This window comes from Candidatus Erwinia haradaeae (assembly GCF_900698885.1).
In the GTDB taxonomy this organism is placed as follows: domain Bacteria; phylum Pseudomonadota; class Gammaproteobacteria; order Enterobacterales; family Enterobacteriaceae; genus Erwinia_E; species Erwinia_E haradaeae_H.
This window is the reverse complement of record NZ_LR217705.1, coordinates 628,120-653,390: the sequence shown is the minus strand read 5'-3', so window position 1 is coordinate 653,390 and position 25,271 is coordinate 628,120. Positions and strand designations below refer to the sequence as shown.

The following is a 25,271-nucleotide window of genomic DNA, read 5'->3' as shown; positions in this document are numbered from 1 at the left end:
CAGTAAAATAATTTTGTATTTAGTAATATATTTTAAGTATATTATCTTTTAACGGTGAGCAGGTCTTGAAGTAATTCATTTAATTTGTAAGTTTATCGTGGAATACGGGATAATAAGTATCCAGATTTTTTTTAGTCCACTAGTTTTGATAATTTACATCTTCATAAATTACTTTGATAGATATATAGATGTTATGACAGATAGCGCGTTGTTTCATACAGTGCACACTGTAAAAAAATCTTAATATGTTGATAACATGTCATTTTTAACTAAAAGGACGCTTATATCGGTTTACAATATTATTGTATCTTTTTATGATCATTAATTAGTTTTAATAATATTTTTAATAAAAGACAAGATACCTCTGTTTTAGAAGATCACAAAATTACACGGGATAATTTAATAACTTCGCAATCGTTAACTTTTAGAAGAAGAGTCTAAAGATTTTCTTTATGCATATCATGATATAGAAATATGGATATGTTTATAAAAATAAAATAGATAATAATACTCTAGAAAAGATTGCATAATAGAGAAGTTAAATAAATCTTGGAATAAGAAAGTCATCTATCAATATTTATTTTATTTTTTTATTAATAATTATTAAGAATATCAGATGTTACACAGTGAGTTGGTTGTTAAGAATTATTTTTACCGTAAATACTATTTATACTTTTTATGAACAGATTATTATAAATTAATCAATAATTGTTCATTAGCATATTTTATACTACTAAGATCATACGTTAGAAAGTGCTAACATGTTGGGTTCATAATAATTGAAAACTAATAAAACACCTGAACCCCACAGAGAGGCATAGAGTGACAACGTATCAGGATCATCAATATATAGAAAAAGAATTAAGTTGGTTATCTTTTAACGAAAGAGTATTACAAGAAGCTTCTGATAAAACCAATCCATTAATTGAACGTATGCGTTTTCTTGGTATTTATTCTAGCAATTTAGAAGAATTTTATAAGGTTAAATTTTCAGATCTAAAACGACGTATCCTAATCAGCAAAGAGCAAGATATTCCAGGTGCTTCATATGAGTTACTAAAAAAAATTCAGAAACGGGTATTAATATTTGATCAGGAATTAAATATTTTATATAATGATTTGTTATTGGAAATGGCACGTAATGAAATTTTTTTAATTAACGAGCGTCAGTTAGCTGAGAATCAAAAAATTTGGTTAAGGCATTATTTTAAGTATAAGTTACGACAACATATCACTCCTATTTTAATTAATCCTGATAGTGATTTAATGAGGTTATTAAAAGATAATTACACTTATTTATCTGTTGAAATTATATATGGTTCAGAGATAAAATATGCTTTACTTGAGATTCCCTCTGATAAAGTACCACGCTTTGTGCATTTACCTCCAGAATTACCTCGTCGTCGAAAACCAATGATCTTGCTAGATAATATTTTACGTTATTGCTTAGAGGACATTTTTTATGGATTATTTAAATATGATATAATTAATGCCTATGCTATCAAAATGACCCGTGATGCAGAGTATGACTTAGTAACTGAAATGGAATCCAGCTTATTAGAGTTAATGTCATCTAGCCTAAAACAACGATTAACCGCTAAACCAGTGCGCTTTATTTATCAAAGCGACATGCCAGATGTTATGGTTAATATTTTACGTAATAAACTGAATCTTTCTAAATATGACTCTATTTTACCAGGTGGGCGTTATCATAATTTTAAAGATTTTATTAATTTTCCAAATGTTGGCAAGGCTCATTTATTTCATAAACCTTTAATACAGCTGCGACATTTACGATTTGATCGGTTTTTAAATGGATTTGATGCTATTCGTACTGGCGATATTCTTTTGTATTACCCATATCATACATTTGAGCATGTTCTAGATCTTCTGCATCAGGCATCTTTTGATCCCGTTGTACTAGAAATTAAAATCAATATTTATCGCGTTGCTGAAGATTCACGTATTATTAACGCAATGATTCACGCAGCATATAATGGAAAAAAAGTTACGGTCGTAGTTGAGTTACAGGCTCGATTTAATGAAGAGGCTAATATTCATTGGGCTAAGCGGTTAACTGAAGCTGGGGTTCATGTTCTTTTCTCAGCGCCAGGTTTAAAAATTCACGCTAAATTATTTTTAATTTCAAGATTTGAAAATGGAGAAATTAACCGTTACGCGCACATTGGCACCGGAAACTTTAATGAAAAAACTGCAAGATTATATACCGATTATTCTCTTTTAACCGCTGACGCACGCATTACTAATGAAGTGAGACAAGTATTTCATTTTATTGCCAACCCATATCGCCCAGTAAATTTCAAACACCTCATAGTTTCACCTCAAAATGCGAGATATAGTCTTTATCGATTAATCGATAATGAAATTACTCATGCAAAAAAAGGTGTATCTTCTGCAATTACCCTAAAATTGAACAATTTAGTTGATAAAGGGTTGGTAGATCGTTTATATACTGCTTCTAGTTTTGGTGTAAGAATTGATCTAATAATTAGAGGTATGTGCACTCTCATACCAAAACTAAAAGGAGTTAGTGACAATATTCGCGCGATCAGTATTGTTGATCGCTATCTAGAACACGATCGTGTTTATATTTTTCGTCATGGATTAAAAACCAAAGTATTCTTATCTTCAGCAGATTGGATGACACGTAATATTGATGATCGTATAGAAGTTGGAGTAGCTATACTCAATCCTGTTCTTAAGAAACGGATTATAGATATAATAAAGATCCTAAAAAATGATAATTTAAAAGCTCGTTTTATTGATCAAAACCTAAGTAATCGTTATGTACCACAAGGTAGACGACGCAAGATTCGCTCTCAAATAGCGATTTATAAATATATAAAATCTTTTGCACAAGTGGATTAATAATCTATACCGCAAAAAAATACAAAAAATAAATATGGTAGTTTTTATTAATTATCTTTTCATAAAGATAACATCTTAATGTTAAAAAAATTTTAATATATACTAATTGTGATTAAGGAGATGTCTTTCATAAAGAGCTCTAATCTAGACATAAAAAATAGGATTTTCTGAATATAGTTAACATTTATCACAAATTTCTCATACTTTAATATATTTTTTAGTAAATATGAGAAGTCATTGTGTTAATTAAATAATATAATTTTCATAATTTTATCTTCAGTAAAATAAAATAAGAATTAGTATGTGTACTATACTAAAATGAAGAAATTTGTAGATAATTAAAATCGTGTTAATAAATAAGAGATGTTAATGATCAATTATTTGATAGATTTATTAATAAGGTAAGATAAATCAATTCGACAGAGCAGCATCTATTTCTTGTATATTTTAATAAAAATCATGCCTAAGATTTTTAGAGTGATACTAATATTCATTATACAATTTAATAAAAATTACTTAAAAGATCATATAACTTATGTTGAACTCTATAGCTTTTGTTAATGGATAATTTAGATTATGCGTTATATAGCAAGAGGAATCTATCAATATAGAACATAAAAAATCTTATCATTATGGATAGGTTTATATTATAAATATAATATATATATTATATTTCTGTGAATTTTATGATTTTTTAATTTTATTAAATGGCGTATGATTATTAGATAATATGGGTTATAAAATCAACATCTATCATATCAGAATTAGACTTTCTGTAGTGAATTATCTCTACGAAAATTCAGATAACTATTTTCTCAATCTAATAGTTTTATGTATATACTTGAATGTCATTTTAAGAATCTTTTAAAATAAGCTTATTCATCTAATCTATATCGATATAGTAAATTTAGATTTTTTATAATATATATAGTATATTAATAATATTGCTTTCTCTTATCTTATCTATAAGAGATACTCATTAAGATAAATTAGAACATAGGTTTTCTAATTTTAAAAAGAGAAAAATCTTTATTAATCTACCTATTCCTCTAATTTTATAATTACTTGTATTTAATAATCTAAGTAAAGCTTAATTATTATATATATTTATAATAAATCTATTTGTAAAAAGTATATTCAAATAGTGTTGGATATTCACACAAACATCATTACTACATTCCAATGCAGACATCCTATATAAAAAAGCAATAACATTTTATATAAAACATATGTAATATAATATACATTGATATATTTTATTAATATTATTAATGCACGCCTGTCATAAATCGGTTAAACATGCTCTTGATTTGAGCAGTAAATTTATTTCTATAGTTTTTTTGAGGTGTTTCGCTATGCTGACAAAGTCCATGTAGATTCATAGTTGTCCATATCGGAAAGTATTGGCTGATTGTGTCATTTTTGCAGGCAAAGTTACCAGAAGTATTTATTGGCATTAGCGTGATATCTTCTGGCGGAGTGAGTATTAATGGCCATGGGGTATGTTTTGTAAGATAGCGCTGATAGATCTGCATGGCTTCATTTCCACCATATAGTTGGGTAGTCTGATTATTATCACGACCAACCCAAGTGATGGTAACTTCTTTTCCGTCAATACCTGCAAACCAACTATCTGTTAAATAATTCGTGGTACCCGTTTTTCCTGCTAAATGAGCTGCAGGATGTAAAGCTCCAAGAGTTCTCTCGGTGTTACCATGGTCAACTACTTGCTGCATAGCATATAATGTTAAATACGCCGCCTGAGGCGAAAAACTACGAATTGTATTGGGTGAGCGCTCATAAAGCACTATGCCATTTTCAGAGAGAACAGCGCATAGCGTTGATAATTTTGAATAATTACCACCACTTGAAATTGTTTGAAATGCTTGAGCTACTTCGACTGGAGTTAGATTTAAAGCCCCTAATAATATCGCAGATAGAGGTTTTAATTGATCTTTTGGTGCACCAAGTCTACTCCATGTCTCAAATATTGAACGGAGCCCTAATGTGATTCCAAGATTAATTGTAGGAATATTTATTGAATCAGTCAGTGCATCTATTAGCATGACACGGCCGTTAAATAATTGAGAATTGTTTTCTGATCCCCATATTTTGCTATTTAGCTGTCTTAATTGGATAGGATTATCAGATATCCAAGTATTGAAACGATAGGTGTTCGGTTGACTAAATGCAGTTAAATAAATTGCAGGTTGCGCTAAGGAACCAATGGGTCGATGTGCGCATAATGCATGATTGTACCCTAAAAACTTCAAGTTACTTCCACCTACCATTGCACGTATTTCTCCAGTAAAGCGATCCACTATTACCATTGCGCTCTCTAAATCATTAATGTTTTTTTCTTTGCGTAGGATTGCGACACCTTCTCTTACCGATTTTTCAGCTGAATCTTGTGATAACGGATCGAGTGTAGTAAAGATTTTAATCCCAGAAACATCTTGAATTTTATTTCCTAAGTTAGCCTGTAACTCATGATCAACCAGTTGCATAAATGATGCTTGTGTAGCCATTAAATTACTTTCATGATTCACTCCTAACGCTCGAGCCCTTAATGTTATATAACATTTTGAATCTATTATATTCTGTTGTTTTACAAGTCGTAGTAGCAAATTACGACGCTCTAATGTTATGCTTGGATTGCGCCATGGATTATAAAATGATGCACCTTTTACCATGGCTACTAATAATGCTTGTTGATCTAAAGTAAGCTCATTAACTGGGCGTCCAAAATAATAAAGGCTTGCTAAAGGAAATCCATGGATTTGATTGCTCCCAACCTGCCCCAGATAGACTTCATTTAAATATAGCTCAAGAATTCGATCTTTATTATATCGTGCGTCCATAATTATAGCCATATAGGCTTCATTAACCTTACGCAATAGTGAACGCTGATTGGTGAGAAATAGATTTTTAACTAATTGCTGAGTCAGGGTGCTACCACCTTGTATTGTATGTCCAGCAATAATATTCATTAAAAAAGCTCGAGCGATGGCATGTAAACTAATACCAGCATGGTGGTAAAAGTGACGATCTTCAGTAATTAGCAGTGTTTTAACTAAAAAATCTGGAAAACTAGATCGTGCTAAAAAAAGACGCTGCTCTCTATTTGGGGCACTTAAAAAGGTAATTAAACGAGGATCAAGACGAAAAAAACGTAAATCATGACCACTATCAAGGTCCTGTATTTTCTGTAAGCAATTATTACTAAAAGCAAGGCAAACATGTCTTGCTGCTTCTGGACTTTTTGGAAAAGCAAAAGGACGACGAATCATTTCAATACTATTTTTCTTTACGGTAAATTCACCAAGATGCAAAGAGTGTGTCACTTTGCGATATTGTGCTCCTTCTAGTAAAGCGATCATATTTTGCTGAGTGTATGACATATTTGGCTCAAGAGTCACTATGCGACTGTATACTGCAGCCGGAAGTCGCCAGATTCTTCCATTAATGCGACACTGTATTTTATAATCTAGCCAAAAACCATATACTATGATTATAAAAAAACCCGTAAATAAATATTTCTTAATTATTTTCATGAAATATTTATTTCAAGCGCAGAATGTTCTGTTTTTTTATTGCATGTCATACTTTTCCTATATATTCTACCTTATTCGCTTAAATCTGTAATTATTTTAGTTTATTTTTTATTTCTAAAATTTTGTTATCTTCCGTTCGGTTAATGTGCAATACCTTTATGTTCTCTTCAATCAGTTGATAATCCTCAAGTGTATATAGTATGCACCTATTATTTTTTAAAATAATGCATATAGTATTTTTATATTTTTAAGCATTCTAGGTAAAATTTGTTTTATGTTTTACTTGATATTGTGCAATTACTTTACCTTATATATATGTAAATATGTAGATTACTACATATTTGTGCACGGAAATAAGGCGCTAAATATTAGAATATCATCTCTAATATCTATATGAAGACAAGAACCTTTATAAAATGATTCTTTATCTATACTAAATGTACTGCGGAAATATAAAACAATAACATTAGGTATATACTTTTATATTAGGATAATTTTTACTGTTTATGGCCTTATCAATGAAACTGACTGTCTACGTTGGATTGGATTTTTTTATTTTATTAAGATAATAATGTCATATAATGACACTGGTGATATAGAAATATTTTTAAAGTTAATCCAATCCCATTCTAAGCATTTAATCTAAGCATTGAAATATTGAGATAATTGATTACCGTCATGGTGCCAATAAAATTTTTTATAAAAAATATTATTTCACTTATAAAATTTGATATAATCGTTTATATAAAAATATAAACTATGGGTTTATTTTATATATACATATAAGAAGATATACGAAAAATTTACTATGAGCGTGTAATTAGATTACATAATGATAAATAATAATTACGAATATATTAAAATAACTTAATTCAAGAATTTTTATATACCTTAGCTTTTTAACTCACTTCTGATAAAGATACGCTACACGTCTTTTGTATTTTTATTCAGAGTATCTGATCTAGATGATGAGCATCATCTATCATAACACGCATATCGATAATAAAATTAGTCATCTAGTCATGCACATTATTATCAGAACTCAGAATAAGTCACATATAACATAAATCCTTATACATTCAGTATTGAATAAGTTTTGATTATGATTTTTTCTAATGTGTTAATTTAACAGATAATTTATTACTGATATTGGTATAATCTACCAATGTTGCGTTTTAGATTGTTTCTATAACAAATAATGATTTTTATAAAAAACCTGAACGTAATGTGGTGTTCTTATTTTTAGCTTATAAAGCAGCTAGTTTATTACATCATATGTCAACTTTATTTTACTAGTCATAGTATCTTGCTAGTTTTATTCAAAACTGCTAATAAAAAGGTGATCAAACGCCTAATTGAGAGTGACTATTATATAGTACGTTCTGAAAATAATTTCTAACTAGGGCATGCGCTTAATGTAAGTTTAAAACTTATGGTAAAGCTGCACACAATTCAGCACAAAATAAATATTTTCATTAGATCTAGCGCGGTTGCTCTTGTAATATATATATTTTGCATCATACAAGGACCTATAGTAAAATAACACGTCATAAGCCTATATTCTCTGTTTCTATAGTTATAGACATAGTTAATTTTTATTAGGCGTAAAATGATTTTTTATAAAATACTTGGATAGATTTAGTTGATTTAAATATGGAGTAGAAATAGCTTGTTATCATCTTTTACTTTATCGTTTTTAATATTTTTAGAAAATTTTTTATTTAAATATATAGCTATAAAATAGGATAATAGTCTGATTGATATCTAATTGGATGATAAGAGTCGAATACTACAAAGAGACTTAGCAGTACTAGAAGATTTAATATTATTTTTATAGGATGCATATCTGAATTAATATTAGTCCATTAATAATAAAATCGTCGATAATAACATTTCTCTCTTATACTGAGATAATATTATCCAAAATTCCAAATAAATTGTATAAAAAATCGACTAAGTATAGATATTTTATATCTTATAGAAAAACATTATCATCTGCTCTTAGTAAAAATAGCTGTTTATTGCATAAAAAGGTGTCCTAGCTTAATCGCCTTAGTATCTAGGTAATGCGTATTATTTGGATTTCGTCCAACAATTAAAGGCACGCGTTCAATGATCTTGATTCCAGCTTCAGTAAGCTTTTTTACTTTATGTGGATTATTAGTTAATAGTCGAATATTTTGCACTCCTAGTAGTTTGAACATATCCGCACATATAGTAAAATCACGCTCATCAGCTGCAAAACCTAATTGATGGTTTGCTTCTACTGTATCGTATCCCTCATCTTGAAGAGTATAAGCGCGTATTTTATTTAATAGTCCAATATTTCGTCCTTCCTGGCGGTGGTAAAGTAAAATGCCACTTTTTTGTTCAGAAATTTGCCTCATCGCTTCCTTTAATTGAAAGCCACAATCACAGCGGAGACTAAATAACGAATCGCCTGTCAGACATTCTGAGTGAACACGCGCTAGAACAGACATGGTAGTGGATATATCCCCAAATACTAAAGCGATGTGGTCCCTTCTAGTCCTGAGTTCCTCGAAACCCACTATAATAAAATCTCCAAAAGGTGTAGGGAGATTTGCTTCTGCTACTTGTTTAAGTTGCATATAAATCCCCATAAAATCTTAAGGTTACGCGGATTGATTGTATATACAATAATAATCAAACGATACGCAATAATAAATCAACCACGTTCTGTTGCAACATTACTAACTTCATGCAATATATATACCATATAACTTTAATAATTGAGGACTCTTATGAAGTCAATTAAAATTAATGTTATATGAGAATCATATGTATTTCCTATAGTAATAGAAATATAGTGATACACGTATTATAGTATAGTAAAACAAATAGTAGCATGTGATGTTTTCTGGTTAATGCTCAGAACACTTTTAGGTTGCGAATTAATTATCTCATTTTATGAGTAATTTTAAAATAATTAGATTAATAACGCTAGTCTACACGCTGATCTTGCTTTTTTTTACAAAAGTAAGAAGAATAATTTATATAATTTATATAATTTTTTAAATATAATATTTCGTAATGTTATGTATTAGCATAGATCACAAATAAGTATCAATAAATTATTTTAATGTTGACCTTTTATCTTTATCTATAAATAGATTAAGTAGGTTCAGTATATCTATAAATAGATTAAGTAGGTTCAGTATTCTTTTTGTTTTATGAATTCATCAAATAACATATGATGTTTTTACTTAAAATATAATTATAAATAAAGTCAAATCATATTTAAACTTTGACTTATTTTGTCATTATCATTATAAAATTCATAAAATTTTATTTTTATTGATATTATCTAATATAGAAATACATTTCTATTAAATATAGTTTAATATTTCAATTATTTATTTAAACAAGAAGAATTCTTATTATTCAGTGGCGTGACCATAGTTTAATTACAAAAAATAAAAAATCTAGTTAATTTTAATTCTACTATATTTTTTGATAGATATTAGAAAGGTATAGTATAACAGGAAATCAAAAAATATTGATCTTCTTTTTTTATTTTAGATGTTGCTTTTTACGATTAAAAGATAAAATATTCAAGTAAAAATAGTGTGCCCCTAAGCCACTAACTTCATGATAAGATTGCATTGTATGTCATAAGAACCAGACTAACGAGATATTCTGATAAAACTTGATTAGTAGATACGAGATAATATTATGGTATAATAACATTATGTATACATTTCATGTTGTAAATAATATTATTATATTTATCTAGTAATATGCATTACATACAGACTATTTAAGATTGATAGCTTTATTTAGTTTTAAAAATTCTTACACAATTGAGATATCACTATCTGAATTTATATTAAACAAGGTCTCTGTGATAAAAACTATAAAATATATTACTATCACGACATTAGTATTATTATTCATGCCCATAGCAGTGGCTCTATCTGGATGGCAATGGGAACCTGTCAACATGAGTTCTAACATTAAGTTAGCGCTTTGGATTACTGAATCTGCTACCTATCCTTGGGTTATTTTAACTAATATTTTTCTTTTCGGTTATTTTTCTTTTTGTTTAAAATCTCGCCCATATCCTCTATTATTACTATTAGTTTTTTTAGCTTTTATTTCATTAGTTGGGCAAAGTGTAAAAAGTCTATTAAAGAATCAAATTCAATCACTTCGTCCTTATGATGTATGGATTGCAAAGAATTATTCTTCAGAGATACATAAATATCGTAAGCAACAATATGCAGAATCGCGAAAAAATCTGTATAAGATTCTATCTTATAACAAAAATATCTCGCCTCGTTTAATGCATCACTGGTTTTCTGCCAGTAAGTTTTCTTTTCCTTCTGGTCATACGCTATTTGTTACTACTTGGGCATTATTAGGGGTGGGTCTTCTTTGGTCGCGTCATTGCTATTTTTTTATTCTGCTTCTACTGATCTGGGCTGTAGCTGTCATGGGTAGCCGACTCTTATTAGGCATGCACTGGCCAAAAGATTTGTTAGCTGCTATTATGCTCAGTTGGTTGATAGTTACTCTAGCAATTTTTTTATTACATCGTGCGAAAGCTTTAATACTTAGTAATATTAACAAACAAAAGATACAATAAATAAATCAAAGGCGATCTCTAAATTGTTATATAATTAACTGATTTTTTTGTTTTTAACAATCAAATTTAGCATTTTTTATTAAAATATTTAAAGGTGATTTTTTTTAAAATAACTTAATGATTATATTTTTTAATTTTTATAAATTAAATTAGTAGTTATTTTATTAACTGATTTTTTTATTGTTTTACAATAGGTCGGCATAGTTAAATGATTTTTTAAATTAATCGAATAATAATTTACTTTTCAATCTTACTCTGATCCATTAGATTAACATCGTTATCACATAATGTAGGAGTTTGTTTTATCCAAGATAGAATCAGTTGATAGGATACCGCTAAAACCACAGGACCCACAAATAACCCAATTATACCAAAAGAAAGCAAACCCCCAATGATACCGACAAGAATTAACATTATAGGTAAATCTATCCCTTTTTTAATTAAAAATGAACGTAAAAAAATCTCTAAAGCGCCTATTAGAACACTCCAGATCAATAATACTGTTCCTTCGGTATTATTACTTGTCCAATATAACCAAATAATTGCCGGAATTAATATAATCAGAGACCCTAACTGAACTAAACATGAAAAAATAATTACTACAGTTAAAATAGTTGAAAAAGGAATGCCTGATATACTTAATCCAATGCCACCTAGTAATCCTTGCGTACATCCAGTAATAACCACTCCACAAGCTACAGCTCTTATCGCCTGTATTCCGAGTAAAATTGTAGTCTTACCATAACGTGGTGCAACCCTAACAGAAAGACATTGAATGTAATTTTCTATCTTATCACCAAACCAGTAAAAAAATATACTAGAAGTTATCATGAGCCCTAAATGGATCATGAAATGGCCTAAATGCTCAGCTTGACTAACAATAAAACTGGTGGTACGACCAATGTATGGTTGTAACTGTGAAATTAGTGTTTTGCCGCTAGTATCAACAAGATTATGATAATATAAATAAAATTTTTGCCCTACTATTGGAATACTATTTAACCAATATAATTCAGGACTTTTAAAGTGATTAGTATTTAACCAAATGATAAGAAGACTGCTATTTTTAATAACACTGTGAATAAACAAGATAATTGGAATAACAAAAACTAAAATTAAAGTTAATGCCATAACTGAAATAGCGAGAAACCTTATATTCCAAAATACACGTTGAGTTTTAAGAAACAGGGGCCACGTAGCGATAACTATTATGCCACCCCAGGTGAAACCAATAATAAATGGTTTTAGTATCCATAAACACATCATGCTCATAAAAGAGATAAAAAAAAATGAGAAGATAATATTTACTAGATCTCTATTTTTTTGCATTTTTTCATTAAAAACCATAATTTTAAGTACTTAGATAAAATTTTATTTTTAGTTAAAAATAAAAATTATATATGCTTGTATAAAAAATCTTTTTATAAAAAATTTAAAATATATATATTTATTTACTAATATCAATGTGTCATTAAGTGTTGTAATTTTTCTCAAGTTATTTGTGCGTATTGATTACTATAGGTATCGTATGATTATATAAACTTTAATATTAATCTTAAACATAAAATAATTTTTTATTTTAAAAATAAACACATTAAATAAAACATTTACTCAAAGATATAAATATTAAAAGAGTACTTTTTATTTCTTTTTTAGTTAATAATTAAATTTAAGAAATGTAAAACTAATAATATACGTATTAATGTCGTATAGTATATATTGAAAGTATATTACAATGTATTTATAAGTAAAATTTGATGGAGGACAGGTGCAATTCAAGCTAGATGCTACTGATGGACACGCTCGTCGTGGTCAAGTAATTTTTCAAAATGGTATAGTAGAGACACCAGTATTTATGCCGGTTGGAACCTATGGAGTTATTAAAGGGCTCACATCAGAAGAGCTTCAAGAGGCAGGTACTCATATAATTCTTAGCAATGCATTTCATTTATGGTTACGCCCTGGATTGAGAATTATTAAAATAAATGGAGATTTACATAACTTTATGCACTGGAAAGGCCCGATTCTTACTGACTCAGGAGGGTTTCAAGTTTTTAGTTTGAAGGGAATTAATAAAATTAGTGAGAAAGGGGTTTATTTTCGTAATCCAATTAATGGTGACTCTGTTTTTCTTGATCCAGAGAAATCAATGGAAATACAATATATACTAAATGCTGACATTGCTATGATTTTTGATGAATGCATCCCGTATCCATCTTCTTGGAGCTATAGCAAAAACTCTATGGAAATGTCACTGCGTTGGGCGCAACGTAGTCGGAGTTACTTTAATTTTTTAGGTAATCCCAATGCATTATTTGGTATTACTCAGGGAGGTATGTACGAAGATTTAAGAGAGATATCCATGCAAGGTTTATTAGATATTGGATTTGACGGATATGCTATAGGGGGTTTAGCGGTTGGAGAGCCAAAAAAGGACATGCATCGCATTCTTCAGCATGCCTGCTCAATATTGCCTCAAAAAAAGCCTCGTTATCTAATGGGCGTTGGTAAGCCTCAGGATATTGTAAAAGCTGTATCTTGTGGTGTGGATATGTTTGATTGTGTAGTTCCTACCCGTCATGCCCGTAATGGATGTATTTTTGTTTCTAATGGTGTAGTGAATATCCGCAATGCAAGATATAAAGATGATACGTTAGTACTTGATCCTGAATGTAACTGCTATACTTGTAAAAATTATAGTCGTTCTTATTTATATCATCTTGATCGTTGTCATGACATCTTAGGTGCACGCTTAAATACAATTCATAATTTGCATTATTATCAGGATTTGATGTTAAATATACGAAAAGCAATTTCAGAAGGTACATTTAAAACATTTATTAATCAGTTTTACGATAAGACTGGTTACGCTACATAGTATAACTAAAGCATTAAGTTAATTATTTAATAAATAATTGTGGTCTGTAACATACAGAATTGGTATTAATCTTTTCAGAGAGAAATTAAATGATTTTTCTAGTAAGGTGAAAAATTTACTAATAGAGTAGTGGTTATGATTAGATGCTACTTATACTTTATGTGATCATGGGTTAACAGATTCCTCATATAGTATAAACCAAGCTTAATCATTTAGATTAAGAATAATCTAAATATTATCGTCACATGCTTTACGGTGATGTATTATGAAATAAGTATAAAAAACAATAAATTCATAGAAAATAAGTGAAAATAAAAAAATAACACTTAATTAGGTGTTAAAGCTGTAAAATTTAGTAAGTTAAAACAAAAGAGACCAATCTGTGTTGTAATTGATAGACGTAAAATATAATAATAAATATTATTTCTTTAAAAATAAATTTAAATACCCTTCAGGGATTGTCTACTATTTCACAAAAGTCCAAAATTAATAAAAATATATTAGATCTGACAATTAATAGAGTTATATTTTGAAGGATGTGTATTAAATAGCTCTGTAGAAATATTTTTACAAAAAGCTGCTCTAAGAAAACTTCTATATTTTCAATAAACAGCAGGAAAATATAACGCGTAGCAAAAAAATATTTTATATATCTCACATATAGACTATACATGCTATAAAATGTGATAGTCTAACTAATAAAATAAGTAGTATAAACATATTATATATCACCGACCTCTAATTATCATATAACATACGCACAATATAATTTTATTTTGTTTTAAAGGTCATCACAACATTGTAATTATTTTTCATTAAGGACGCTTCCATGTTAAATCGTTATCCTTTATGGAAGTATCTCATGCTAATTTTTATATTACTCATTGGTCTACTATATGCGTTACCTAACCTGTACGGGGAAGACCCAGCTATTCAAATTACTAGCACAAGTAAAAATATTGTAAATAAAAATGTTCTGGAGAATATTCAAAACGTTCTAAAACAAAACAATATTCAAAGCAAGTCTTTTATCTTTGGCGCTGAAGATATTTTAATACGTTTTATAAACACTGATCTGCAGCTGAAAGCACAGGAAGTCATTAGTAGACTTCTTGGAAAGAATTATATAGTGGCTCTAAATCTTGCACCGGCAATACCTAAATGGTTGGCCATGTTATCCGCAAACCCAATGAAACTTGGTCTGGATTTACGTGGTGGTGTTCATTTTCTTATGAAAGTGGATATGGATACTGTAATGCACAAATTGCAAGAAAATACCCTAGACAAACTAAGACAAAAGCTAACTACACAAGGTATTCATTATATCGATCTCAAAAAAAGCAATCAATTTGAAGTTTCAGTACGCTTTCATGACAAGGCATCTTGTGATAAATTTACTAAATATTTGATTTCTTTTCCTTCTGATATGGTTTTTCAAAAACATTCTAATCATTTATTAACAGTTAGGGTAAGTGATCGGAACATACAGATTGCTCGCGAACATGCATTACAGCAAAATATACATATTTTACGAAATCGCGTGACTCAATTGGGCTTGGCGGATACTCTTGTGCAAAGACAAGGGGATCATGGCATCATAGTAGAGATCCCGGGTATTCAAGATACTGCGCGCGCTAAAGAAATTCTTGGCGCTACAGCGATGTTAGAATTTCGTTTAGTTAACTCTACGGTCGATGCTTATGGAGCTATACCGAATAACTCAGAATTAAAAAAAACACGTGATGGGCAAGTAGTGGTTTTATATAAAAAAGTGATTTTAACTGGAGATCACATTATAGATTCTACTTATAGTACTAATGAATATAATGAGCCAGAAGTTAATATTTCACTAGATAATGCAGGTGGTAATATAATGTCTCGCTTTACCAGGGGTCATATAGGTAAATTAATAGCAACTCTCTTTGTTGAATATAGAGAGCACGATACAAGTAATATAAACACTCATTTTTCTTTAGAAAAACATGATGAGATTATTAATTTGGCACATATTCAGTCTTCATTTAGTAATTATTTCCGCATTAGCGGAATACATTATCCAAAAGAAGCGCGTCAACTTTCGTTACTTCTACGAGCCGGTGCTTTAACTGCGCCAATACAAATTGTAGAAGAACGCATTATTGGTCCAAGTCTGGCATCACAAAATATTAAACAAGGTATAGAGGCCTGTATATGTGGTCTTGTTGCATCTATTACGTTTATGATCATTCGATATAAAATATTTGGATTAGCGGCCACTTGTGCACTTTTGGCTAATTTAATACTCATCGTAGCATGCATGTCAATATTGCCAGGTGCCACTCTTACCATGCCAGGTATCGCAGGTATTGTTTTAACTTTAGTGGTAGCCGTGGACGCTAATGTGTTAATTAACGAACGCATTAAAGAAGAACTACGAAATCGATATTCTATACAAAAGGCTATTCATATCGGTTATAAAGCAGCCTTCTCAAGTATCCTAGATGCCAATATAACAACGTTAATTAAAGTAATTATTTTATATGTAGTTGGTTCTGGTTCAATTAAGGGTTTTGCAATTACTACTGGGATTGGTATAGCTACTTCTATGTTAACTTCACTAATAGGAACGCGTGCCATAATTAATTTAATATATGGCGGAAAACGAATAAATAAATTATCCATATGAAGGTAATATGTTTAAACAAAATGATAGCAAATGTGTAAATTATAGAGAAAAAGTAGTTCAATTTATGAATTGGAAGAAAATAGCTTTTTCTATTTCAGCATTCCTATTAATGCTATCAGTAATAATCATTAGTACACGTGGTTTTGATTGGGGCCTTGATTTTACTGGTGGCACGATCATCGAGTTTTTTCTTCAAAAACCAGATACCTTAGATCACATGCGTAGCAGATTGAAAGAAGCTGGTTTTACTAAAATACAGGTGCAAAATTTCGGTAGCAGTCATGATTTTATCATACATGTACCTTTACAAGAAAAGTATCTAAATACTGATTTAGGAGGTCAAATTCTCAGAAGTATTCAGCATGCGGCTCAAGAAAAAATTAACCTAAAACGTATTGAATGCGTAGGTCCTCGTGTTGGAAGCGAACTATTAATAATAGGAGGAATAGCTTTACTTTCAGCGTTAACAGCAATTTTTCTATATATTACGATCCGTTTTACATGGAGGCTAGCTTTAGGAACTGTTCTAGCTTTAACACACGATATAATAATTACTATAGGCGCTCTATCTCTATTTCACATAGAAATAGATTTCACTATTATTGCATCTTTACTGTCAATAATAGGTTATTCCTTAAATGATAAAATTGTAGTTTCAGATCGTATTCGTGAAAATTGCCGAAAAATTTTTTTTGTTACTTCTTCCTCTTCTTATATTATTAATCTCTCTATAACACAAACATTTCGGCGGACAATCATTACCTCAATTATAACCTTAATGATGGTATTAATTTTATTTGTTTTTGGTGGGGCTATGCTAAGGGGATTTTCATTAACTATGTTGATTGGTATTATTATTGGCACAATTTCTTCTATTTATATATCTTCTGCCTTAGCCTTGCAATTAGGGATGCAAAGAGATCACTTGATCAGTAATAGAGAAGATAAAGCAATAGAAGAATAATTTTAAATTTTTTATTTCATATCAATGCTTGTATCTCACAGGGAGCGTCCTAAAGTAACACGATCATTTCCACCATAATCTTGAAAGGTTGATATTTCACAAAATTGGTTTTCATTCATAATGCGTCGAATTATGTTAGCCTGTTTCCAGCCATGTTCTAGTAGGAGCCATCCTCCGGGTATTAAATATTTTCCTGATTCTGTTATAATTAGCCTAATATCAGAAAGACCGCTATCACCAGAAACTAGCGCATGTTTTGGTTCAAAGCGGAGATCTCCTTCTAGAAGGTGCTGATCAGTGATATCTATATAAGGTGGATTGCTAACAATCATAGTAAACTTCCGATCTTTTATAGTAGAAAACCATCTACCTAAGATAAAAGTAGCATTTTTTAAACCTAATCTTCTGGCATTATATTTAGCTAATCTTACGGTAGAGTAGATGTAGTCAACTCCTAAAACTGAACAATCTATACGTTCACTAGCTATAGCTAGTGCTATAGCACCACTACCAGTACCCAAATCTAGTATATGACAACCTTTACTTGGCAAATGAGTTAATGCTTGTTCTACTAATATCTCACTATCTGGGCGAGGGATCATTACCTCAGATGTAAGATGTAATGAAAGAGACCAAAATTCACGTTTTTTTGTAAGATATGCGATGGGCTCTCCAGAAGAGCGTCGTACTAATAATTTTTCAAGCTTTAAGAGACTACAGGACGAAAGAATACTATCATCAAAGCCAATCAACCAGCTTCTAGCTTTACCTGTCACAAACCCTAATAGAATTTCTGCATCGCGATGTGGATGTTCATTGTGTTGCAGTTGTTTTATTGCAATCTTCATCCATTCACGTATCTTCATAAATCTTACTCATCAGCAAGAGATGCTAGCTGATCTGCTTGATATTCTTGAATAATCGGTTCAATAAGGGCATCTAGTTTTCCTTCCATCACTTCATCTAAACGATATATAGTTAACTGGATACGGTGATCGGTAATTCTCCCTTTTGGAAAGTTATAGGTACGATGACGATCAGATCGATCACCGCTACCTAGTAAACTACGACGTGTAGAAGCTGTAGTCTGCTGACAGCGAATTTTTTCTGCGTTATGTATACGCGCAGCAAGAACTGAAAGAGCTTTTGCTTTATTTTTATGTTGAGATCGCTCATCTTGACATTCGACAACCATTCCTGTTGGAAGATGAGTAATTCGAATTGCTGAGTCGGTCGTGTTAACATGCTGTCCTCCAGCTCCGGAAGAACGGAAAGTGTCAATTTTTAATTGATTACTATTAATTACTGAAAGCTCAATTTCTGGAAGCTCAGGCATTACCGCTACGGTGCATGATGAAGTATGAATGCGACCTTGAGATTCAGTATTTGGTACACGTTGTACACGATGACCTCCAGATTCAAACTTAAGACGCCCGTAAGCACCCTTGCCGATCACCTTGGTAATAATTTCTTTATAGCCACCAATTTCACCTTCATGAGCGTTCATGATTTCAACTTCCCAACATTGAGAATCAGCGTATCGGCTATACATACGGAATAGATCACCAGCAAAGATTGCTGCTTCATTACCACCTGTACCAGCACGTACCTCCAAATAGCAATTATGTTGATCAGTGTGATCTTTAGGTAAAAGAAAAATATGTAGCTGTTTTTCCAGATAGTTATTAATTTTATATAATGCTTGTAACTCTTCTTGTGCTATGTTACGCATTTCATCATCAGTCATCATATCTTTAGAATTTTTAATATCTTCTTGGTTTTTTTTCCATTTATCAAAATATTGACTAATATTTGTTAACTGCGAATATTCACGGGATAGTATTCGAAAACGTTCTTGATCAAAAATTATACTAGAATCACTTAGCATTGTTTCAAGCTCTATATAACGCTCTTGTAAGGACTCTAATTTAGATATTATCGAGAGCTTCATATGTATATACATACCTTATCAATCTGATTGATCTTATGAAGGTAACAGGTAATATTAAAATAATATTTTTTATTAAAAATAAACAACGCGCACTATCATTTTTAAGACTTGAATCTTTCTTTTTTAAAACTTTTTCGCTATATAGCGTATTTGCTAATACAAAAGACTATTTAGTGAAAATCATATACTCATTTATCATAAAAATCTTATTGATAATAGTTATCATAGAGGTAACGGAATAAATTTTGAATATTCTTGAATTATCAATGATAATTACTCAAACGATGCTTAGCAAAGCAATAACTTAATCGTTGAGTGTTCCATGGTGCCAGAGAACATAATGTTTATTTTCCAAAAGGATAATGTTTTCTTAGGAATTTTTTTTATTATACGTGACATGGAATGTACTCTGAACGTTTCTTCAAAGCAAGATTGCATTTTAAAATTTGAGATATACTTTTTCTATAATTAAACACTATTTAGACGGATTTATTTTGATTGAATCAAAATAAGTGATCTTATAAATCAACTTGCATATATTTATTGAATATTAATTATTCAATTGACAAACAAATTTTATCACTTGATATGAAATAAGCCTGTAAAGTTTTACTAGTATACAGGTTATTTTTATATTAATGTCGTGAAGATATAAATCTCTAACTATTATATAACTATTCTTTTCAAGTAAGAAGATATGGTTGTTATGATTAGATAAATCATTATCATTTTATCTATTTCCACAAGCAATCTATACTGATTTTTATCAAATTTTCAAGCATAAAAAATATTATTTGCATCTGATATAGTAGATCAATACTATTGATTATATCAATAAATATACTGTTTTACTTTAAATATTTTTATGCATGTATGATAATAACCTTCTGAATTTTTAGCTGTAGCCAAAAACTAATAGTGATTGTGTATTGTCTTTTATATTTAATAGAAGGTCAAATAAATTATAGGAGATAATAAAATAAGTTTTATTTTTTCGATCAAGGTGATTTTTATGCATTAGAATAGTTTAATTCTATAAATATATAGGTATGTAAAGATAACCTATTGTGACATAGAGATTGAGCGTTTTATAAAATTCCATGCATTTTTTAGTTTTGATATAAAATTTTGTATAGAAAATTATTTCTATAATCTATATTGTATCTTTTTGTAAAAAATATACTCATCTTTTGAATTAATCCAGAATTTTTAGTAAGCTATAATCTATCTAATTTAATATTATACATCTAATACTCTAATTATTTATATTTGATAAAATCACTTTGGTCGTGTTTATAGTTTTAGCATCAATTGACAAATATTTTTTGAGAGAATCCAAAATCTATCAAGATACCTAAAGCAGATATCTTAATTATCTTCTCGGAACACTTTAAAGTATAATACACTTAGGTGTCAGCTAGATAATATTTTTATACTTCTAAAACTAGAATATAAAGTTTTAATGTTTGAAAAATTCATATGAAATGAATATGCATATCTTGTGCTAACTAAAATAATATATCTCTCATATAGTTTAAAACTAAATAAGATCACCATAATCAATAAGTAAAATTAGATCACTTAATAGAACGGATGTAACGAACATAATAAGAGATTTATCAAGAAAAATATTTATTTATAGGTTAGTGTGATCAACCAGCATTAAAGCGGGGACGTATTACTATCATTAAACCGGCTTCTCTTAAGGATCCTAGTCTATAATGTTATTATTATTTTTCTGTTTTAGCTTGAAGCGATTAATTTGTATTTTGTTTATATTATTAGCAGCTTGCAGCGAAGATCATTGCTTAATAACAAAAGTTGTTAATGTGACTAATATCAATTCACAATGGAACCATCACAAAAAATTAGTCCAAGCGCTTAATCAGTATCAAGCTCATGGTACATTATTCTTCTACTCTCATAATCAAAAACTATTGGCTCGTTTCTATTGGAAACAAATTTCACCCTATCACTATAAATTTTTATTGACCAATTTATTAGGTATGACAGAGTTAGAATTAGAAAAAAAAGATAAATTGGTCTATATTTATAATAGAGGCGGTAAATGTGTTGTTAACGAGAAAAATGCAGAAAAGATAATATATAAATTAACTGGAATTATGATTTCACTAAATAATTTTAGTCAGTGGATCATGGGGTTACCTGGGGATTCCACTAATTTTAGTCTTGATGCGGAATCTCATTTACGTGAATTAAGTTTTGGCACATCACGCGCTCAACTGCATATTTTTTACTTAGGGTATCGGAAGACATTCGATGGACCAGAAATGCCTTCTCATATTGAGCTACACCAGGCTAATCAATGCATTCAGTTAAAACTGGATCAATAGGAAAGTATCATGATAACTAAATGGCCTTCTCCAGGCAAGCTGAATTTATTTCTACATATTATTAGTCGGCGCGCTGATGGTTATCATAATCTGCAAACTTTATTTCAATTACTTGATTATGGTGATACTCTTTTTGTGGAAAGTAATCGAAGTGGTGAAATTATATTATTAGAATCTTTACCTGGTGTGTTAGACGATAAAAATCTCATTGTCCGTGCAGCAAAATTATTACGTGATAAGGCAAAATTATGCGGAGAATTACCTGATCTTGCTGGGGCCACTTTAAAAATAGAAAAAAAATTACCGATTGGTGGTGGTTTAGGTGGTGGCTCGTCAAATGCAGCGACTGTATTAGTAGCGCTGAATTATTTATGGAATATAAATTTTAGTGTAGAGCAATTAGCAGATTTAGGGTTACAGCTTAGTGCTGATGTACCAGTTTTTATTTACGGTTTATCTTCCTTTTCTGAAGGGATTGGTGAACTTCTGACCCCCATAGTTCTTTCTAACAAATGGTATTTAGTCATTTACCCTAATGTTAGTATCAATACCTTTCAAATTTTTAATGATCCTTGCCTTACTAGGAACACACCCTATCGTCAGCTTAGAGATTTATTATTAGGTGAATCACATAATGACTGTGAAACTGTTGCTAGAAATCATTGTAATGAAATTGAACAACTTATGGCGTGGGTAAGACTGCACGCTCGCCCTCATTTAACTGGCACGGGGTCATGTGTGTTTGCAGAATTTTCTACTAAATTGTTAGCTCATCAGACATTAAGCTTGGTTCCTAAAAGATGGGTTGGATTTATTGCTCGAGGAGTCAACTTATCTCCATTATACAATATTAATGTACCGCGATTTGAGAAAAAAGTTAAATGATAATTATTACGTTATCGTTCTGTCATCATGCTGATGGCATGATAGCTGTCTATTTTGCGCTGACAGAAAAATAACCCATGCTAAGTAATAAATGCTGATTATTGATTCTTTATTAGATTCAGAAGAAAATAGAAAAAATAAGGACAAAATAAGTAAGTGAGTACCTTTATCGTTTACAGAATATTTATTCTCTGTTTATATCTAAAGTATAAAAAATTTAAAAACCAGTATTCTACTTAGATTGGTCTCTTTACTAGATGTCAAACCTGAGGTTCTTCTTGTGCCTAATATGAAGCTTTTTGCTGGTAATGCCACTCCAGAATTAGCACAACGCGTTGCGGATCGCCTTCAGAGTAGACTATGTAAGGCTGCTGTAGGTCGTTTTAGCGATGGTGAAGTGAGCGTGCAAATTAATGAGAATGTACGTGGTGATGATATTTTTATTATCCAGTCTACTTGCGCCCCCACCAATGATAATTTAATGGAATTAGTGGTTATGGTTGATGCTTTACGTCGAGCTTCTGCTGGACGTATTACCGCGGTAATTCCATATTTTGGTTATGCGCGTCAAGATCGTCGCGTTCGATCGTCACGTGTTCCCATTACTGCAAAAGTGATCGCTGACTTTTTATCTAGTGTTGGAGTAGATCGCGTATTAACTGTGGATTTACATGCTGAACAGATCCAAGGGTTTTTCGATGTACCAGTGGATAATGTCTTTGGAAGTCCTATTCTTCTAGAAGATATGTTACAAATTGGTTTAGAAAATCCTATCGTGGTTTCTCCAGATATAGGTGGAGTAGTTAGAGCACGCGCGATGGCTAAATTACTTAATGATACAGATATGGCAATCATTGATAAACGTCGCCCGCGTGCTAATGTATCACAGGTAATGAACATCATTGGTGATGTCGCGGAGCGTGATTGTGTATTAGTAGACGATATGATTGACACTGGTAGCACTTTATGTAAAGCGGCGGAGGCTCTTAAATATCGAGGGGCAAAACGTGTTTTTGCATATACTACGCATCCAATTTTTTCAGGTAATGCGGTGAATAATTTACGCAATTCAATGATTGATGAAGTAGTGGTATGTGATACAATTCCATTACCTAAAGAGATTCGCGCGCTACCTACTGTACGTACTCTTACATTATCAGGTATGTTAGCTGAAGCGATTCGTCGTATTAGTAATGAGGAGTCAATTTCAGCTATGTTTGAGTATTAATGGAATATTATTTATCACTAAATGAGTAATAAATTGCAATACTAAGTAAGTGTATGTTTTGAAATATACTTGCATGAGATTGTTTGTAACGGCGTGTAATATTTTCTCTCTATGTAAAGTTTCTAATATATTTCTATACGCCTCATGTTATCACTGTCCAATATGTTGCATAGATTGATATAAATCAATTATATTGTAAAGGGCGTATTATTCTATGCAAGATATAATGATGAATAATCTAACTCAATTCTACTTTGTAAGTAGAATTTAGAAAATCATTTTAGAGAAGTATTCAGTATTATAGGCTTTTATACATGCCTTATACAAAGACTGTATTACAATATTTAAAGCATCAGATGAATTTGATAGCTATACTAAAAAATAAAAATTAAACTCTCTTTAATCCAAAATTTTTACAATATCTAAATTAATTTTCACTATTATAATTAGCGATAATAAAATTATATTTATTTATCCTACATGGTTATATTGATCTTATTTTAAATATGATAATTTTTGACAAAATTTCATTTGTTTAATAGGCTGTTATCCTAACTAATATATTGAGTTTCTATAAAAGATAGAAACCTTGTATTTTTCATATTATATATCAATTAATATTATTCTTTAAAACTTATACATATCCTTAAATTAATATTTTTTATTTTTCCGTATAATTTAGCATATCAAAAACAAAATTTAGTGCATTCATGTACAATAAATTATATATAAATTAATAATTATGATTATAAATCGCTCGAATTAATTTATTTTTAAATAAAGATTTATTTTATCCATGTCGTTAATGTAAACCATAATTTGATATTAAAAACAACCAAAACATAATTAATAGAATGAAAATCTATCTGATAATAATCAAATTATTTTTAATAAGAGCATATCAGATAATCTAATTAATATTTTTTTTAAAATTGTTTATATTATTGATGTAAATCGTGCATTGATTATTAATCTGAATTATTATGTTGGTTATATTAAAAAAATTTATTAATTTTTACATCATTAATGGTATTAACTTATAAAAACAACATAACCGAATACAAATGGTACTGATTAATTTTATTTTATAAATCCTACATATGACACAGATTTTAATCATATAACGATAATCACTCCTTTAAGCTAAAACACAGTATCAACTATGCATAGAAAAACTTATGTGATATATATATTATACTTTAAATATCTAAAGAAGTTTTATTATGACTAAATTACATACTCAAAGTGATAGCGACTATAAAAATTATTAATGTTTTTATAAAATAGAGTTTTCTTT

The 25,271-nt window shown here is 29.9% G+C and carries 12 protein-coding genes and 1 pseudogene; 8 read left to right on the top strand and 5 right to left on the bottom strand.

The window, feature by feature from the left end; translation table 11 throughout:
• The first annotated feature begins 822 nt into the window (after positions 1-822).
• Complete coding sequence (gene ppk1 / locus ERCISPPS3390_RS02045; RefSeq protein WP_197095184.1) at positions 823-2,889, top strand: polyphosphate kinase 1; 2,067 nt, start codon at positions 823-825, stop codon at positions 2,887-2,889.
• A 1,268-nt stretch (positions 2,890-4,157) separates the two neighbouring features.
• On the opposite strand, the pseudogene mrcB reads toward ppk1, so the two are convergent.
• Both mrcB and ribA read right to left on the bottom strand, forming a co-directional pair.
• A pseudogene (gene mrcB, locus ERCISPPS3390_RS02040) lies at positions 4,158-6,428 on the bottom strand (bifunctional glycosyl transferase/transpeptidase); the annotation flags it as partial.
• A gap of 2,033 nt (positions 6,429-8,461) precedes the next feature.
• Positions 8,462-9,052 (bottom strand): GTP cyclohydrolase II, encoded by a 591-nt coding sequence (gene ribA, locus ERCISPPS3390_RS02035; protein ID WP_197095182.1) that lies wholly within the window; start codon positions 9,050-9,052, stop codon positions 8,462-8,464.
• A 1,304-nt stretch (positions 9,053-10,356) separates the two neighbouring features.
• Here ribA and ERCISPPS3390_RS02030 point away from each other — a divergent pair.
• A complete protein-coding gene (locus ERCISPPS3390_RS02030) occupies positions 10,357-11,049 on the top strand; it encodes a phosphatase PAP2 family protein (protein ID WP_197095181.1) in 693 nt (230 codons plus the stop codon).
• A 237-nt stretch (positions 11,050-11,286) separates the two neighbouring features.
• On the opposite strand, the gene ydiK is transcribed toward ERCISPPS3390_RS02030, so the two are convergent.
• The gene (gene ydiK / locus ERCISPPS3390_RS02025; protein ID WP_197095180.1) at positions 11,287-12,378 is read right to left on the bottom strand and encodes an AI-2E family transporter YdiK; all 1,092 of its coding nucleotides are present in this window, start codon (positions 12,376-12,378) and stop codon (positions 11,287-11,289) included.
• 439 nt (positions 12,379-12,817) lie between these two features.
• Here ydiK and tgt point away from each other — a divergent pair, with 439 nt between their 5' ends.
• The 3 genes from tgt (at position 12,818) to secF (ending at position 17,556) form a co-directional block, all read left to right on the top strand.
• Complete coding sequence (tgt, locus tag ERCISPPS3390_RS02020) at positions 12,818-13,927, top strand: tRNA guanosine(34) transglycosylase Tgt (protein WP_197095179.1); 1,110 nt, start codon at positions 12,818-12,820, stop codon at positions 13,925-13,927.
• An 829-nt stretch (positions 13,928-14,756) separates the two neighbouring features.
• Positions 14,757-16,592 carry a protein translocase subunit SecD gene (gene secD / locus ERCISPPS3390_RS02015; protein WP_197095178.1) on the top strand — a complete coding sequence of 612 codons (1,836 nt, stop codon included), beginning with the start codon at positions 14,757-14,759 and terminating at the stop codon, positions 16,590-16,592.
• A 7-nt stretch (positions 16,593-16,599) separates the two neighbouring features.
• Positions 16,600-17,556 (top strand): protein translocase subunit SecF, encoded by a 957-nt coding sequence (secF, locus tag ERCISPPS3390_RS02010; protein WP_197095177.1) that lies wholly within the window; start codon positions 16,600-16,602, stop codon positions 17,554-17,556.
• Between the two features lie 35 nt (positions 17,557-17,591).
• On the opposite strand, the gene prmC is transcribed toward secF, so the two are convergent.
• Positions 17,592-18,422, bottom strand: coding sequence for a peptide chain release factor N(5)-glutamine methyltransferase (prmC, locus tag ERCISPPS3390_RS02005; protein ID WP_197095176.1), 831 nt, complete (start codon positions 18,420-18,422; stop codon positions 17,592-17,594).
• Positions 18,423-18,427: 5 nt separating this feature from the next.
• On the bottom strand, positions 18,428-19,507 hold the full coding sequence (gene prfA, locus ERCISPPS3390_RS02000) for a peptide chain release factor 1 (RefSeq protein WP_197095175.1): 1,080 nt from the start codon (positions 19,505-19,507) through the stop codon (positions 18,428-18,430).
• A gap of 1,769 nt (positions 19,508-21,276) precedes the next feature.
• Between prfA and lolB the strand changes: the two genes are divergently transcribed.
• The 3 genes from lolB (at position 21,277) to ERCISPPS3390_RS01985 (ending at position 23,974) form a co-directional block, all read left to right on the top strand.
• The gene (gene lolB / locus ERCISPPS3390_RS01995; protein ID WP_231517345.1) at positions 21,277-21,861 is read left to right on the top strand and encodes a lipoprotein insertase outer membrane protein LolB; all 585 of its coding nucleotides are present in this window, start codon (positions 21,277-21,279) and stop codon (positions 21,859-21,861) included.
• Between the two features lie 9 nt (positions 21,862-21,870).
• A complete protein-coding gene (ispE, locus tag ERCISPPS3390_RS01990; protein WP_197095173.1) occupies positions 21,871-22,746 on the top strand; it encodes a 4-(cytidine 5'-diphospho)-2-C-methyl-D-erythritol kinase in 876 nt (291 codons plus the stop codon).
• Between the two features lie 280 nt (positions 22,747-23,026).
• A complete protein-coding gene (locus tag ERCISPPS3390_RS01985; protein ID WP_197095172.1) occupies positions 23,027-23,974 on the top strand; it encodes a ribose-phosphate pyrophosphokinase in 948 nt (315 codons plus the stop codon).
• The last annotated feature ends 1,297 nt before the right edge of the window (positions 23,975-25,271 follow it).